The sequence below is a fragment of the Actinokineospora spheciospongiae genome (assembly GCF_003182415.1).
GTDB lineage: Bacteria > Actinomycetota > Actinomycetes > Mycobacteriales > Pseudonocardiaceae > Actinokineospora > Actinokineospora spheciospongiae.
Genome location: NZ_QHCP01000010.1, coordinates 128,243 through 142,793 on the forward strand (window position 1 = coordinate 128,243; position 14,551 = coordinate 142,793).

General features: G+C 73.7%; 15 protein-coding genes. 5 read left to right on the forward strand and 10 right to left on the reverse strand.

Annotated elements, in window-relative coordinates; all coding sequences use genetic code 11:
• Positions 1-45 precede the first annotated feature (45 nt).
• The 4 genes from DFQ13_RS24225 to DFQ13_RS24240 are packed head-to-tail and all read right to left on the reverse strand — an operon-like array spanning position 46 to position 4,066.
• Complete coding sequence (locus tag DFQ13_RS24225; protein WP_110081477.1) at positions 46-1,305, reverse strand: SAM-dependent methyltransferase; 1,260 nt, start codon at positions 1,303-1,305, stop codon at positions 46-48.
• The gene (locus tag DFQ13_RS24230) at positions 1,302-2,027 is read right to left on the reverse strand and encodes a DUF1365 domain-containing protein (RefSeq protein WP_110081561.1); all 726 of its coding nucleotides are present in this window, start codon (positions 2,025-2,027) and stop codon (positions 1,302-1,304) included. Before DFQ13_RS24230 ends, DFQ13_RS24225 begins: the two co-directional genes overlap by 4 nt.
• A gap of 47 nt (positions 2,028-2,074) precedes the next feature.
• Positions 2,075-3,346, reverse strand: coding sequence for an NAD(P)/FAD-dependent oxidoreductase (locus DFQ13_RS24235; protein ID WP_110081478.1), 1,272 nt, complete (start codon positions 3,344-3,346; stop codon positions 2,075-2,077).
• Between the two features lie 9 nt (positions 3,347-3,355).
• The gene (locus DFQ13_RS24240) at positions 3,356-4,066 is read right to left on the reverse strand and encodes an alpha/beta hydrolase (protein ID WP_035290202.1); all 711 of its coding nucleotides are present in this window, start codon (positions 4,064-4,066) and stop codon (positions 3,356-3,358) included.
• Between the two features lie 95 nt (positions 4,067-4,161).
• Between DFQ13_RS24240 and DFQ13_RS24245 the strand changes: the two genes are divergently transcribed.
• Positions 4,162-4,986, forward strand: a complete 825-nt coding sequence (locus DFQ13_RS24245) for an alpha/beta fold hydrolase (RefSeq protein WP_110081479.1) — start codon at positions 4,162-4,164, stop codon at positions 4,984-4,986.
• 647 nt (positions 4,987-5,633) lie between these two features.
• Here DFQ13_RS24245 and DFQ13_RS24250 read toward each other — a convergent pair.
• The 5 genes from DFQ13_RS24250 to DFQ13_RS24270 form a co-directional block, all read right to left on the reverse strand.
• On the reverse strand, positions 5,634-5,837 hold the full coding sequence (locus DFQ13_RS24250) for a cold-shock protein (RefSeq protein ID WP_035284068.1): 204 nt from the start codon (positions 5,835-5,837) through the stop codon (positions 5,634-5,636).
• A 65-nt stretch (positions 5,838-5,902) separates the two neighbouring features.
• A complete protein-coding gene (locus DFQ13_RS24255) occupies positions 5,903-6,406 on the reverse strand; it encodes a DUF6292 family protein (protein ID WP_233438557.1) in 504 nt (167 codons plus the stop codon).
• 396 nt (positions 6,407-6,802) lie between these two features.
• Positions 6,803-7,600: a 3-oxoacyl-[acyl-carrier-protein] synthase III C-terminal domain-containing protein gene (locus DFQ13_RS24260; protein WP_110081480.1), complete on the reverse strand. Its 798-nt coding sequence runs from the start codon at positions 7,598-7,600 to the stop codon at positions 6,803-6,805.
• A gap of 116 nt (positions 7,601-7,716) precedes the next feature.
• A complete protein-coding gene (locus DFQ13_RS24265) occupies positions 7,717-8,247 on the reverse strand; it encodes a thiamine pyrophosphate-dependent enzyme (protein WP_181400133.1) in 531 nt (176 codons plus the stop codon).
• A 138-nt stretch (positions 8,248-8,385) separates the two neighbouring features.
• Entirely contained in the window at positions 8,386-9,339 is a 954-nt protein-coding gene (locus DFQ13_RS24270) for a thiamine pyrophosphate-binding protein (RefSeq protein ID WP_110081482.1), read from the reverse strand.
• Positions 9,340-9,551: 212 nt separating this feature from the next.
• Here DFQ13_RS24270 and DFQ13_RS24275 point away from each other — a divergent pair, with 212 nt between their 5' ends.
• The 4 genes from DFQ13_RS24275 (at position 9,552) to DFQ13_RS24290 (ending at position 12,678) form a co-directional block, all read left to right on the forward strand.
• Positions 9,552-10,112, forward strand: coding sequence for a TetR/AcrR family transcriptional regulator (locus DFQ13_RS24275; protein ID WP_110081483.1), 561 nt, complete (start codon positions 9,552-9,554; stop codon positions 10,110-10,112).
• Between the two features lie 141 nt (positions 10,113-10,253).
• A complete protein-coding gene (locus DFQ13_RS24280) occupies positions 10,254-11,303 on the forward strand; it encodes a hypothetical protein (RefSeq protein WP_233438558.1) in 1,050 nt (349 codons plus the stop codon).
• Positions 11,304-11,347: 44 nt separating this feature from the next.
• Entirely contained in the window at positions 11,348-11,941 is a 594-nt protein-coding gene (locus tag DFQ13_RS24285) for a nucleotidyltransferase family protein (protein WP_110081485.1), read from the forward strand.
• Positions 11,941-12,678: a sugar isomerase domain-containing protein gene (locus DFQ13_RS24290; protein WP_035284064.1), complete on the forward strand. Its 738-nt coding sequence runs from the start codon at positions 11,941-11,943 to the stop codon at positions 12,676-12,678. The genes DFQ13_RS24285 and DFQ13_RS24290 overlap by 1 nt, the downstream gene beginning before the upstream one ends.
• Positions 12,679-12,768: 90 nt before the next feature.
• Here the strand turns inward: DFQ13_RS24290 and DFQ13_RS24295 are convergent, their stop codons facing one another.
• Positions 12,769-14,268, reverse strand: coding sequence for an alpha/beta hydrolase (locus DFQ13_RS24295; RefSeq protein WP_110081486.1), 1,500 nt, complete (start codon positions 14,266-14,268; stop codon positions 12,769-12,771).
• Positions 14,269-14,551 lie beyond the last annotated feature (283 nt).

Genomic DNA, 14,551 nt, shown 5'->3' on the forward strand with positions numbered 1-14,551 from the left:
ATACGGGCCGGGTGACCGGTCAAGATCACCCGACCCGGGCCCGGCTCAGCGGCCGATCGACAACTGCCGGACGTCGAGGTAGCCGGAGCGGAAACCGGCCTCGCAGTAGGCGAGGTAGAACTCCCACATCCGCCGGAACGTCTCGTCGAAGCCCAGGGCGGCGACCCGGGCCCACTGGTCGGTGAACCGCAGGCGCCACTGCCGCAGCGTCTCGGCGTAGTCGTGGCCGAAGTCGCGGTGGGCGTGCACGCGCATCCCGGTGTGCCGGGCCAGGGTGCGGTCGATCGACTCCGCGGAGGGGATGATCCCGCCGGGGAAGACGTACTTGTGAATCCAGGTGTAGGAGTCCTTGGTCGCCAGCATCCGGTCGTCCGGCATGGTGATCGACTGCAGGCCGAAGCGCCCGCCCGGCTTGAGCAGGCGGTCGACCGAGGCGAAGTAGGTCGGCCAGTACCGCTCGCCCACCGCCTCGATCATCTCCACGCTGACCACGGCGTCGTAGCTGCCCTGGGCCTCGCGGTAGTCGCGCAGCAGCACCTGCACCCGGTCGGCGACACCCGCCTCCTGGACGCGCTGCTCGGCGAGGCGCTTCTGCTCGGTGGAGATGGTCAGCGAGGTGACCCGGGCACCGCGCTGGGCCGCCCGGATGGCCAGGGCGCCCCAGCCGGTGCCGATCTCCAGCACGTGCGACTCCGGGCCGACCCTGGCGTGGTCGAGCACGCCGTCGATCTTGCGGAGCTGGCCCTGGCGCAGGTCGGTGGAGCCGGGGGCGAACCACGCCGAGGAGTAGGTCATGGTCGGGTCGAGGAAGGTCTCGAACAGCTCGTTCGACAGGTCGTAGTGCCGGTGGATGTTGTCCCGGGACCCCTCGACGGTGTTCTCCTCCTCGCTGGGCTGGCTGCGGTCGACCCAGCGGCGGAACGCCTGCAACTTCGGCGGGATGAGGGTGCTCATGCGGGCGGAGAACTCGGTCAGCAGTTCGGCCAGGGAGTTGCTGGTCCAGTCGCCGACCATGTACGCCTCGCCGAAGCCGATCTTGGCGTCGGCGCCGAGCCGGTGGAAGAACGCCGTGGGCCGGGGGACGCGCATGACCGGGGAGTCGGGTCCGCCCGCGCCGATCCGCCGCCCGCCGGGGAAGACGACCCGGACCGGCAGCGTGCGCACGGCGTTGTGGAACAGGCTCCGCGCGACGCGGGCCCGGAAGGGGCTGACCGGTGGGGTGAACAGCCCGTCCCAGTCGTCGGGGCGCGGCCGCGCGGGACCGGCGGGCGCCGTCTCACCGCGCCGGAGCGGGGTCTCGGTCACTGGACTCCTCCTTGCGGGACGTGCCGCGGGCGGCGGGCGATCGGGACGCGGCGCGCCCACAGGGCGATGCCGTGGCGGCGGATGAGGGCGCTGACCCGCTGCGGCATGAGCGGTCGCCGCAGCGCCATCCTCAGCACCTCCGCGGGTGTCGCGGGTGTCCGGACCCCGGACAGGGTGGCCGTGAACGGCGTCGAGCCGTTCTGCCGGAGGGCCACCGTCAGTGCGAGCCTGGCACCGGGCCGGGGCAGGCGCATCAGGTAGTGACCGCCCATCGCCAGGAACGGTGACACGTAGAACTCTTTGGTGGTGCTGGCGCGACCGTCCGCATCGGTCCGCAGCAGGTAGCAGTGCCGCTCGCCGTAGGTGTTGTGCACCTCGGCGACGACGCACAGCAGCGCACCGGACGCGTCGTGCACCCAGTAGACCGTCAGCGGGTTGAACACGTACCCGAGTACCCGCGCGTTGGCCAGCATCAACACCCGACCGGTCACTTCCACGCCCTGGTCCCCCAACCAGGCGACAAGGTTGTCCTTGATGGACCCGTTCGGGTCGCCGAGGTGGTCGCGGGCCTCGAACCGGGCGAACGGTCGCAACCAGACCGGGAGCCGCGGCAGCCGGTCCAGGTCGACCAGCCAGGTGTAGACCCGGTGGGAGAAGTCGTTGGTGATCCGCTCGCGCCGCACGTGGCTGACCGTGGCGTCGTAGAGGGCGGGCACCACCACCGGTTCGACCGCCGCGGTGCGATCGGCGGTCCCGGTGGACGTTCCGGTCACTTCACCCACCGGGAGCCCAGCGCCTCGGCGGCCCGGACACCGGAGGCGCAACCGTCCTCGTGGAAGCCCCAGCCGTGGTAGGCGCCCGCGTAGGCCAACCGGTCGTCGGTCAGCTCCGGCAGGCGGCGCTGCGCGGCCAGCGACTCCGGGGTGTAGATCGGGTGCTCGTAGGCCATCCAGCGCAGCACCCGGTCCGGGTCGACCTCCTCGGGGGCGTTGAGGGTGACGACGTAGTCCTCCGGTTCGGACAGCCCCATGAGGCGGTTCATGTGGTAGCTGACCTTGACCGGGCCGCTGTCGGAGGAGCAGGCGGGCTTGAGGTGGTTCCACGAGGCGCGGGCGGCGGGCGCGGTGGGCAGGACCGTGGCGTCGGTGTGCAGCAGCGTCTCGTTGCGGGAGTACTCGAACGCGCCGAGCACCTCCCGCTCGGCCGCGGTCGGGTCGACCAGCAGGCGTAACGCCTGGTCGGGGTGGGTGGCCAGGACGACCTTGGCGAACCGGTGCGCCACGTCGGCGTCGTCGCGGACCTCCAGGTGGTCGGCGTGGCGGACCAGGGCGCGCACCGGGGTGGACACCTCGACGGCGGTCAGGCCCTTCACCGCGCGCTCCACATAGGTCCGGGAGCCGCCGACGACGGTCTTCCACCGCGGGGACCCGGTGACCGCGAGCATCCCGTGGTGGTGCAGGAACTCGAACAGGTAGCGCGCCGGGTAGCGCATGGACAGCTCCGCGCCCGCCGACCACACCGCCGAGACCAGCGGGACCAGGAAGTGGTCGACGAAGTAGCGGGAGTACCCGCCGACGACGACGAAGGCGCGCAGGGTGATCTCCCCCGGGTCCTCCCGCAACACCCGGCGGGCGTGCACGTGGAACCGCTTGACCTCGGCGAGCATCCGCAGGTAGCGCGGGTTCGCCAGGTTCCTGGGCTGGGCGAACAGGCCGCTGACCCCGAGGGCGCCCGCGTACTCCAGGCCGCAGCCCCGGCAGCGCACGCTCATCGACATCTCGGAGTCGCGGGTGGCCACCCCCAGCTCGCCGAACAGGCGCAGCAGGTTGGGGTAGGTCCGCTCGTTGTGCACGATGAACCCGCTGTCCACCTGGGCCAGGCCACCGTCGCGGGTGGGCAGGTCGTGGGTGTGCGCGTGCCCGCCGAGGCGGTGGTCGGCCTCGAACAGGGTCACGTCGTGACGACGCTGGAGCAGGTACGCGGCGGTCAGACCGGACACCCCGCTCCCGACGACCGCAACGCGCTGCCTCTCGACCGTCACTGCTACCTCCTAGAGCGGAACCCGGAGCCCCTCCACCGAGGGCGTTCGCCAGGCATTCGTTATGACCGGGTCGATCGGTTGGGTGTCGAGTGCACCCAGCGCGAAACCGGTCACCAGCCGGGTCCACTTCCCCGCCTTGCGGAGCATCGCGTGCCCCTCCCCCGGCACGTCGAAGCGCACCACCCGGTCGGTCACGGCGCGGGCGCGGCGGGCGAAGTCGTAGGACAGGCGCGGGTCGGTCATCCGGTCCAGCACGCCGTGCGCGATGAGCACGGCCCGGCCCGCCAACTGCTCGACCGGCTCCCCCGGCTTGCACCAGGGCGCCAGCCCGGCCACCGCGACCACCGACGGGTCACCGCCCACGCGCAGCGCGACCCGCCCGCCCATGGAGTGCCCGACCAGCACGACCGGCACGTCGCCGTGGGCGGCGCGGACCCGCTCCAGGGCCCACTCGGCGTCGCGGACCGCGTCCAGGTCGGGGGCGTTCCAGCCGCGGTAGCGGTTCTTCAGCAGCCAGACGGCGACCCCGGCGTCGGCGCCGCGCCGGTGCAGGTCGCGGGCGAACGGGACCATGCGCAGGTAGGCGAGCTGGTGGCGGGTGACCGGGGCGCGGCTGCGCTCGCGGCCACCGTGCAGCACCAGCACCACGGCGCGGACGCCGCGACCGGGCGCCGGGTCGAACACCGTCAGGTGCGGTCGGGGTTGCGAGGCGTTGTCCACGGTGCAATCTTCGCCGCGGTCCGCCCACCCGGCCTGCCGTGGAATCCGCGACCCACGTCACAGGGACTGTCGGTGGGTGCCGATAACCTCCCCGGGTGAGCGAGTACGGCCAGATCGAGACGACCAGCGGGACCTTCGACAGCATCTCCGCCGGGGGTCCCGGCGACCCGCCGGTGCTGCTGCTGCACGGGTTCCCGCAGGCCGCGCAGGAGTGGGCGCACCAGGTGGCGGTGCTGGGGCACGCGGGCAGGCGGGCGGTGGCGTTCGACCAGCGCGGCTACTCCCCCGGGGTCCGCCCGGAGGACGTCCTCGACTACCGGATGGAAGAGCTGGTCACCGACGTGCTGGCGGTGACCGACGCGCTCGGCTGGCCGGAGTTCGACCTGGTCGGCCACGACTGGGGGGCGGCGGTGGCGTGGAACGTGGCCGCGTCCTTCCCCGAGCGGGTGCGCACGCTGACCGCGGTGTCCATCCCGCACCCGGGCGCCCTGCACGCCGCGCTGCGCGAGGACGAGGACCAGCACCTGCGCTCGCAGTACATGTCGGTCTTCCGCGAGCGCACCGCCGAGCGCAAGCTCCTCGCCGACGACGCGGCGCTGCTGCGGCGCGTCTTCGACTGGAAGATCCCGCCATCGGCGGTGGACGAGTACGTGGGCCGGATGAGCGAGCCGGGGGCCCTCACGGCCGCGCTGAACTGGTACCGGGCGATGCACCACAACCCGATCCCGGACCGGGTGGCGGTGCCGACGATGTACGTGTGGAGCACCGAGGACGCGGCGATCGGGTCGACGGCGGCGCTGGGGTGCGAGAAGTGGGTGAGCGGGCCGTACCGGTTCGAGATGGTGGAGGACGTGTCGCACTGGGTGCCTGAGGAGGCTCCGGACCTGATGACCGGGTTGATCCTCGACCACATCCGTTAGCGTGGGGGTTCGGGTCGCCCGGCTTTGAAGCGCCGGTCTTTTGGTGGGTGTGCTCGGCCGTGCGCTTCGGCTCAGGCCCGGTCTTTTGGTGGTGGTGCCCGGCCGTGCGCTTCGGCTCAGGCCCGGTCTTTTGGTGGGTGTGCCCGGCCGTGCGCTTCGGCTCAGGCCCGGTCTTTTGGTGGGTGTGCCCGGCTGGGTGGATGTGTTTGGCCGGGGCCCCTATGGCGATCATGTGCTCCAGTGCGTCAGGTGGGGCTGAAAAGATGCCCCACCGCCCAGGCAGGCTGTCACATGATCGCCACCCCCGGCCAAACACATCCACCCACCCGGGCAGTCCGCTCGCCGGGCCGGCGGTTTTCGGGGTGGTCGGCTGGGCAAGCGCATCCGCCCACCCGGGCCTTTGCTTGGCCGGGCCGGCGGTTCGTGGGGTGGTCGGCTGAGTAAGCGCATCCACCCACCTACCCACGCATCTGCTTAGTCAGGCCGGCGATTTTCGGGGTGGCTGATTGGGCCGCTGCGCCGGTGGGGTTCGCGGTGGCCGACCGCCGGCCTGCGGTCGGTGGGGCGGGCCGGTGGCTGGGGCTGGGAAACGAACCCGGCCCCGGGCACCTGGTGGGTGCTCGGGGCCGGGTGGCGGGTGGGCGCGGTCAGACCGCGCGGACCGTGGTGGCCTCGGGGCCCTTGCGGCCCTCGCCCACCTCGAACTCGACGGCCTGGGAGTCCGGCAGGCCCGCCGGGTCGTAGGCGTGGACCGCGGAGTGGTGGAAGAACAGGTCGGCGCCGCCGCCCGCGGGGGTGATGAAGCCGAACCCCTTCGCGCCGCTGAACCACTTGACGGTTCCCTGGGTCATCGTGTTGCTCCTGACGGGTTGGACGGGCACGCGGGCGCGTGTCCGTGCCGGGTGGGTTTCTGGGGTCAGCGCAGGTAGCGGCTGAGGCGCTCGACGAGGGCCGAGCGGTCCAGCGGCGTGACCGGTTGCGCCGGGGGTGGGCCGTCGGGGTGCAGGGCGTGGGCGACCAGGCCCGCCACCGACAGCGGTGGGGGCACGGGGTCGCCGCCGAGACGGGCGAGGACGATGGCGGGTTCGCCCGGGCGGGTCTCCACGGAGACCGCCCAGCCCTGGCCCTCGGTCCACAGCAGCATCAGGTCGCGGCCGGGGTGTTCGGGGACGCGGCGGCTGAGGGCGAGGTAGGCGGTGGCGGTGTCGGTGACCTCGCAGGTGACGCCCTCCGGGGGCACCCCGACGGTCGTGGCCACCGCGCGGACGTAGGCGTCGAGCGCGGCGGACAGGGCGTGGGCGTCGTAGGCGGGGGCCGTGTCGGGTTCGGCGTCCGGGTCCGGCAGGTCGAGCATGGACAGCAGGTCGCGGCGGTCGCCGCTGTCGCGGGCGAAGCTGGCGACGGTGCGGCCCGCGCGCATGCGTTCGACGCCCTCTGCGCGGACGGCCTCGGCTCGGCCCCGGGCGAACGAGCCAGGGTCGCGGCTGGGTCTTCCCGGTGCGGGGTGGATCACGGGACCTCCGTCTTCGCCGTCCGGTCGGGCCGGTGCGGGGCCGCGCGGTGGTCGCGGGCGACGGGGAAGCGGGGTGGCGCGGCGGACCTCGGAGCGCGGGTGGTCGCGGGCGGCGAGAACGAACCGCGACAGCCGTGAGGCGGCAGAGCGAGCGGAGGGCCGGACAGGCCGATGCTCCCGTCCCCGACCGGCAGTACCGGATCGGACTGGTGGGGGATCGCGCCCGCCGAGTGCGAGCGGCTGGTGATCCCGACCAATGCCGACACTACCCCACAAACGGCCGCGAGGTCGGGCGTTCACCCTTCACGGCCGCCAGGAGACCGCCGCCGCGGCCGAGAAGTCGCCCGCGTGCGCGAACCCGGCGAACACCACCAGTGACCCGTCGGGCACCCGGCCCGCGCGCAGTTCCCGGTCGAGCGTCAGCGGCATGGCCGCGCCGAAGAGGTTGCCGCAGTCGTCGAAGGTGTCGGGGTGGCGTTCGGCGGGCAACCGCAGCGCTTCGCGCCAGGTGCGCAGGAACACCCGGTTCGGTTGGTTGGTCACGAGCAGGTCGATGTCGGTGGTGTCCACACCGATGCGGTCGCAGACCGCGGCGGCGGCCTCGGGCACCAGCCGGTTGCCCCGGGTGAGGACCTCGGCGATCCCCGACTCGGTGAAGCCGACGCGCAACTGCCCGGTGCCCGGCGCCCAGTAGCGGCGGCCGTCACCGGTCACCACGGTCATGTCGCCCGCGAACTCGGGGTGGTGCCTGCACTCCACGTCGAGGATCGGGGACGCGTCGGACACGGTGAGCAGCGCGCCGAGCCTGCGGGCGACGGTGCCGCCGCAGCCGACGACCGGCAGGTCCGGCAGTTGGGTGTGGGTGATGAGCACGTCCACACCGGACACCGCGCAGGTGCCGTGCCGCTCGACGAGCCCGGCGGCGGCGCGCTCCACCATGTCCTCGGCGGTCTCGTCGGTGACGTGGTAGCGGTGGCGGGGGGCGCGGAACATGGCGTTGTCGGCGAGTTCGTCGGTTCCGGCGAGGGCGGCGAAGTGGTCGGCGGCGACCCGGCGCCCGGGCAGGTAGGAGGAGACGTCGGTGAGGCTGACCGGGACCACGCGCCCGCCCCACGACGCCGGGGTGAGCGGGGTGCCCCGCGGCGTGGCGGTGTTCGCAGATCGCCTTGAGGTTGCGCAGTTCCATCAGGTGGCCCGCGGGGAACAGGTCCCAGAGGTCACCGACCCACACGCCCCGCCCGGCGAGGGCACTCGGTCGAGACGAACGCGGGCGCCCGGCCCGCGTCGATGTCGACCAGGGCCCGGTGCAGGTCGGCGGCGGTGTCGACGTGCCGGGCGTCGAGACCGGGGAACATCGCGGCCATGCCCGCGCCGAGGTGCGACCTGCGGAACCGGTTGCCGGTGTCGACGCCGTCGAGGAACAGCTCCTCGCGGGTGGGGCACATGCCGTGGGCGTTGTTGTCGAAGACGATGAAGGTGACAGGCAGGTGGTGTTCGACGGCGGTGTGCACCTCCATGCCGTGCATGAAGAACGCGCCGTCCCCGGCGATGGCGTAGCAGCGGCGGCCACGGGCGAAGGCGGCGCCGATGGCCGCGCCGAAGCTGTGGCCCATGCCGCCCATGCCGAGCGCGACGACGAACCGGCCGCGACGCGGCGCGGGCAGGTGGTGGACGGCGCCCGCGCCGGTGTTGCCCGCGTCCACGAACACGTCCGCGTCGTCGGGCAGGGCGGCGGCGACGGCCGCCACGGCGTCCGAATAGGACGTTCCCCGGCCGGGGTGCGGCGGGACGGGCAGCGGCGCGGGGAGCGGGACCGGGGCGCGGCGCGGCGCCCGCGTCGGCGAGGGAGGCGGCCAGCAGTGCCAGTTCGCGGCGGAGGTCGCCGGTCAGCCGGTGGCACGGGCCGACGAACGGCTCCGCGCGGTCGAAGCAGACCAGCGGCACGCCCGCGAGCGCGTCCTCGATGCCCGTCTGGCCACGAGCGGCAGCCGGGTGCCCACGAGCAGGCAGAGGGCGGCCCGCTCGGCGTGCCCGCGCACCGCCGGGTGGCCCATCACCCCGACCACCCCGACGAAGCGCGGGTCGTGGTTGTCGAAGACGTCGCGGGCGTCCGGCGCCACCGCGATCGACGCGTCGAGCCGGTCGACCAGCCGCGCCGACTCCGCCCGGGCGTCGGCGCGGGCGACACCGTCCCCGGCGATCACCAGCACCTCTCCCCCGGCGGCGCGCACCCGCCCGACCAGCGCGCGCACGCGGGCGCGGGTGCGGCCGCCGTCGCTGTCGGGCGGGCCCGGCGGTGGGCAGCCGCGCGGCGCGTCGACGACGGCGCACTGGACGTCCTTGGGCAGCAACAACGCCGCGGGCCCGCCGCGGTGGGCGACGGCGCCGGAGAGGGCCGGGCCCAGGGCCGCCGGGTCGTCGACCCTGGCGCAGAACCGGGTCACCGCCGCGAACACCCGCCGCGCGTCGGGGGAACCGGCCTTGCCGCTGGTGTCCTGGAAGGCGCCGCGGCCCTCCTGCCCGGTGGGCGGCTGGCCCACGAGCGCGAGGACCGGCACCCGCGCGGCGTGCGCCTCGGCGAGCCCGGCGAGCAGGTTCAGCGCACCGCCGCCGGAGGTCGCCACGACCACGCCGAGGCGGTTGCCGCTCCTGGCGCAGCCGTCGGCCATGGCCACCGCGGCGAACTCGTGCTTGGCCAGCACGCCGGTCAGCGCGGGGTGGCGGGCCACGGCGGCGGTGACGTCCTCGATGTTGGCGCCGCCGACGCCGAAGACGTGCCCGACGCCGAGGTCGGCCAGGGTCGCGGCCAGGTGCCCGGCCACCGTGTCGCGCTCGCGCATGTCCGCCTCGTCCCGTGCCGGGCGCGCACCCGGACCCGGGTAGGCGCCGTGTCGAAAACGGTGACGTACCGACAAAAAGCGTTGTCGTGCAACGATTTTTCGAGCCCAGGGCTTGTTGAATCCACGTTCAATAGGACTCTCGCACGCTGCTGAACCCGTGTCAACTAAGCTCGGGCCATGGCCGCGAACGCCTCCGGTTCCCCCGCAGCCGGATGACCGTCGAGCAGCGCAGGGACCAGTTGCTGCGCATCGGTGCCCGGCTGCTGGCCGACCGCCCGTACGACGAGGTGTGGGTCGACCAGGTCGCCGAACTGGCCCAGGTCTCGCGAGGGCTGCTCTACCACTACTTCCCCACCAAGCGGGACTTCGCCACGGCGATCATCCAGACCGAGGCCGACCGGATGCCGGCGATGACCGAGCCCGACCCGGCGCTGCTGGTCGCCGAGCAACTGGTGGCGGGCCTGGACGCCTACTTCCGCTACGCCGAGGACAACGAGGCCGGTTACCGCGCCCTGCACGGCGGGGCCGCGCTGGCCGACGAGAAGGTGCGCGCGATCCTCGCCGCCAACCACACCCGCCAGGAGGATTGGATCGTCGACGCCCTGCACCCCGGCGGCGAGGCACCGGTGGCGCTGCGGGTGGCGGTCCGCGGCTGGATGGCGTTCATCGTCGCGGTCTGCCTGGACTGGTTGCGCGAGCGCGCGCTGACCCGCGACGATGCCCGCGACCTGTGCGCGCGGGCGCTGTTCCGGCTCACCGGGTTGCCCGGGTGAGCCGGGTCGCCGCTCGCCGCGGGCAGGGGTCGCGGGCGGGAACCGCAGTGTGTCGACGACAACCGTTGGCAGACAACACTTTCACGTCGAAGGTTGGTGGGGGCCATCGTCGAGGGCGTTGACATGTCGCTCGGTGCGCGCTTGGCCGCTCACGGTGCCGTCTCCACGGCGCTGGCCCGGTGCGGTGATCGCGAACTGCGCGACCTCGTCGAGGGCGGCGAACCGGTGGGGTCCGGCATCGGCGGGACGACGGTGCTGCTGGAGGTCGGCGGGACCCCGGTGTTCGTCAAGCGGGTGCCGCTGACCGAGCTGGAGCTGCGGCCGGAGAACCTGCGGTCCACGGCGAACCTCTTCGGGCTGCCCGCCTTCTGCCACTACGGCGTCGGGGTCATCGGGGCGCCGGGCTTCGGGGCCTGGCGGGAACTGGCCGTGCACACCACGACGACGGACTGGGTGCTCGCCCAGGACCACGAGGGCTTCCCGCTGATGTACCACTGGCGGGTGCTGCCGCACCCCGGGCAGTCGCTCCCCGAGGAGCTGGCCGACGTGGAGCGGGCCGTCGCCCACTGGGGAGGCGGGTCGGCGGTGCGCCGCCGGGTCGAGGCCCTGCGGGACGCCCCGGCGAGCATCGCGGTGTTCCTGGAGTACATCCCGCAGAACCTGCACGACTGGCTGGGTGCCCAGGTCGAGGCGGGCGACGAGGCCACCGAGCGGGCCTGCGCCGTGGTCGAGGCGCAACTGCGGGCCGGGACCTCGTTCATGAACGCCCGTGGCCTGCTGCACTTCGACACCCACTTCCAGAACATCCTGACCGACGGCCAGCGGCTGTACTTCGCGGACTACGGCCTCGCGATCTCCTCCCGGTTCGCCCTGTCCGAGGAGGAAACCGACTTCCTCGCCGGGCACCAGACCTATGACCGCTGCTACAGCGTCACGCACCTGGTGAGCTGGCTCATCACCGCCCTGTACGGCTACAAGGGGGACGAACGCACCGCGTTCATCCGCGCCTGCGCCCGGGGGGAGTCCCCGAGCGGCGTCCCGCCGCGGGTCGCGGCGATCCTCACCCGCCACGCCCCGCTCGCCGAGGTGATGACGGACTTCTACCGCGGGTTCCAACGGGAGAGCAGACGCACCCCGTACCCGGCGGCGGAACTCAGTCGGATCGAGCAGCTCGCCCACCGCCCGACCTGATCAACCGCTGAGGGACCCCCGGCACCGACCACTAAGCTCGTGCCATGCCCGCGAACGCCTCCGGCCCACCCCGCAGCCGGGTCGCCGGGCTCCTGCTGGCCGCGGGTGGGGGGCGCCGGTTCGGGATGCCCAAGGCGCTGGTGCCCTTCGGCGGTGGCCTGCTGGTCGAGCACGCGCTGGTGGCGCTGGGCGGGTGCGACCCGGTCGTCGTGGTGCTCGGCGCCGGCGCGGACCGGGTGCCGCCGCTGGCCGCGACCGTCGTGCGGAACCCGGACTGGGCCACCGGCATGGGTTCCTCGCTGCGGGTCGGCCTGGCCGCGCTGCCCACCGACGCGGACGCGGTGGTCGTGCTGACGGTCGACACCCCCGGGGTCACCCACGCGGCCGTGGACCGCCTCGCCGCGCTCGCCCACCCCGACGCGCTGGCCAGGGCCTCCTACGCGGGCGAGCCCGGCCACCCGGTCCTGCTCGGCCGCGCCCACTGGCCCGGTGCGGCCGCCGCGGCCCACGGGGACACCGGGGCCCGCCCGTACCTGCGCGCCCACCCGGTGCTCGACGTCCCGTGCGCCGACGTCGCCAACGGCGCCGACGCCGACCACCCCCACGACCTGCCCGGAAACCGAGGAGAGCACAACTGATGGCCGATGACGTCTACGGCGACCTGGTGTCCCGGCACCTGACCGCGGTCGGTGAACGCAACGACGAGGCGCTGCGGGAGGTGGCCGAGCTGATGCTCGCGGGCATCCGGGCGGGTGGGCTGGTGCTCACCGCGGGGGCGGGCCACTCGCTGGCCGCGGTCGCGGAGACCTTCTTCCGCGCGGGCGGCCTGGCCTGCGTCCGCCCGCTGTTCACCGACCGCCTCCAGGTCTTCGGCGGTGCCCGCCAGGCCACGGCGGCCGAGCGCGAACCCGGCCTCGCGGCGGGCGTCTTCGCCGAGGTCCCGCTCTCCGGCCACGACCTGCTGTTCGTGTTCTCCAACTCCGGCATCAACCACTACCCGGTGGAGCTGGCCGCCACGGCGCGGGAAGCGGGGGTCCCGGTCGTCGCCGTCACCTCGGTGACCACGTCGGCGGCCTCCCCGGTGCGCGCGGGCTCCCGCCTGCTCGACCACGCCACGGTCACCCTCGACACCCTCACCGGCCCCGGTGACGTCGCCTACCCCACGGCCGCCCCGGTCACGGCGTCGCTGTCGACGCTGAGCAACGCCTACCTGTGGAACCAGCTCCTCGCCCGCCTGCACGACCTGGCCACCGCCGAGTCGGTCACCCTCCCCCTGTGGCGCAGCTCCAACGCCGAGGGCGGCGACGCCGCCAACGCCCAGTACCTCGACATCTACGGCAGCCGCGTACCGCACCTGGGCACCCAGCTCCCCTGACGCACCGGGCCACAACCGCGCCGCGTGCCCGCCGCCCCGGAAGGGCGGGCGGACACGCGGCGCGGCCAGTGGTGGAGTCGCCCGGGAGCGCTACCCGATGGTCGGGAGCGGAACCCGGGCAGGAGTCGGGGCCGGGGCCTCGGCGGCGCACCTGAGGTCGTGCGCCGGGCGCTGCCCGCCGAGCAGGTACGCGGTCACCTCGTCGTTGGCGCACTTGTTCCCGCCCAGGGCGTAGGCGCCGTGCCCGCCCTGGTCGATGGTCAGCATCGCCGCCCGGTCCCCGAAGGCGCGGCGCGTCGTCCGGGCACCGGCCAGCGGCGTGGCGGGGTCGCGCTCGTTCTGCACCATGAGCACGTTGCGCGGTCCGCGGTCGGAGATCCGCACCGGCTGCTCCACGGGGTCCGCCCAGAAGGCGCACGGGTAGATGTTGGCCGCCGCCGCCCCGAACATCGGGTGGCGGACACGGTCGACGGCGACGTTGCGCTCATAGGTCCGCACCGACGTGGGCCAGCGGGAATCACCGCACACCACGTAGTAGCGGCCCGCGATCAGGTTCTCGAGCCCCGGGGGAATGGGCGTGTCGTCCGGCGGCGGCGGCGTGTTCGTGTCCAACGCCATCCACTCCGCGGCCATCTTCGCGAACGCAGCGTCACCGGTGCCGTAGAGGCGCCCGAAGGTGAGCGCGCGGAACTGCGGCCCGGTCAAGCCCTGCACCGGTGCCCTGTCCAGGCGGGCGGCAAGCTCGAAGTACTTCGCGCGCACCTGCCCGGGCGTACTGCCCAAGCCGAACTCGGGGTGGGCGGCCGCCCACTTCGCGAAGTCCGGGAACGTGTCCTCCACACCGCGGCCGAACATGCGACCGCCCTCGACGTCCCAACCGCCCGCACCGAGGTTGCTGTCGATCACGACTCGGTCGGTGGTCCGGGGGAACAGCGTGGTGTACACCGCGCCCAGGTACGTGCCGTAGGAGTAGCCGAGGAAGGACGCCTTGGGCTCCCCCAGCGCGGCGCGGACCCGGTCCAGGTCCCGGGCGATGTTCGCGGTCGTGTTGTGCGGCAACAGGTACGCCGTCGACGACGCCGCGCACTTGCGCGCGATCTCCCGCACCTCGACCGCCCGCTCGCGCACGTCGGCGGGCGTCACCGCGTACGGCGGGACGCTGCCCGCGAACTGCTCCTCCTGCGTCAGGTCGCACGTCGCGGGCGTGCTGTGCCCCATGCCGCGCGGGTCGACGCCGATCACGTCGTAGGCGTCCAACACGCCCTGCGGCAACCCGAAGCTCTTGAGGTCGGCCGGGAACGACAGACCCGGGCTCGGCCCACCGGGGTTGGTCAGCAGAATGCCCCGGCGCTTCTCCGGGTTCGCACTGGCCAGCCGGGAGATCATCACCTCGATCTTGCGCCCCCCGGGCTCCCGGTAGTCCAACGGCACCTGGAGCGTCCCGCACTCCAGGCCCCGACCCGCCACCTCCGCCGGGCACTGGACCCACGTCACGGTGGTGACCGGCGCGGGCGCCGCCGACGACACCCCCGGTGCCACCAACGCCGCCGCGGCGGTCAAGACCGCGGTCAAGGACAACGACCTTCGCATGCGCGATTACCTCCCCCTCGGCGCACCCGCGGTGCGCCGCACTCGGAAACCCGGCCGTTCAGCCGGACCAGAACGTCGAACGGGGCCAAGTTGAAACCATGCCGCTACGGCACGGTCAAGACCGGGGGGAAACTTTCCGACCGGGGTGCGCCCATACGACGCAGGGACGGGACCAGGCGCAGCGCCGCCAGGCGCAGCGCCGCCAGGCGCAGCGCCGCCAGGCGCAGCGCCGCCAGGCGCAGCGCCGCCAGGCGCAGCGCCGCCAGGCGCAGCGCCGCCAGGC

What these genes read in the sequence shown, in the direction of transcription:
- DFQ13_RS24250 (WP_035284068.1), bottom strand. Translation starts at nt 5,837, where the DNA reads ATGACCCAGGGAACCGTCAAGTGGTTCAGCGGCGCGAAGGGGTTCGGC.
- DFQ13_RS24255 (WP_233438557.1), bottom strand. Translation starts at nt 6,406, where the DNA reads ATGCGCGCGGGCCGCACCGTCGCCAGCTTCGCCCGCGACAGCGGCGAC.
- DFQ13_RS24270 (WP_110081482.1), bottom strand. Translation starts at nt 9,339, where the DNA reads ATGCGCGAGCGCGACACGGTGGCCGGGCACCTGGCCGCGACCCTGGCC.
- DFQ13_RS24275 (WP_110081483.1), top strand. Translation starts at nt 9,552, where the DNA reads ATGACCGTCGAGCAGCGCAGGGACCAGTTGCTGCGCATCGGTGCCCGG.
- DFQ13_RS24285 (WP_110081485.1), top strand. Translation starts at nt 11,348, where the DNA reads ATGCCCGCGAACGCCTCCGGCCCACCCCGCAGCCGGGTCGCCGGGCTC.
- DFQ13_RS24290 (WP_035284064.1), top strand. Translation starts at nt 11,941, where the DNA reads ATGGCCGATGACGTCTACGGCGACCTGGTGTCCCGGCACCTGACCGCG.
- DFQ13_RS24295 (WP_110081486.1), bottom strand. Translation starts at nt 14,268, where the DNA reads ATGCGAAGGTCGTTGTCCTTGACCGCGGTCTTGACCGCCGCGGCGGCG.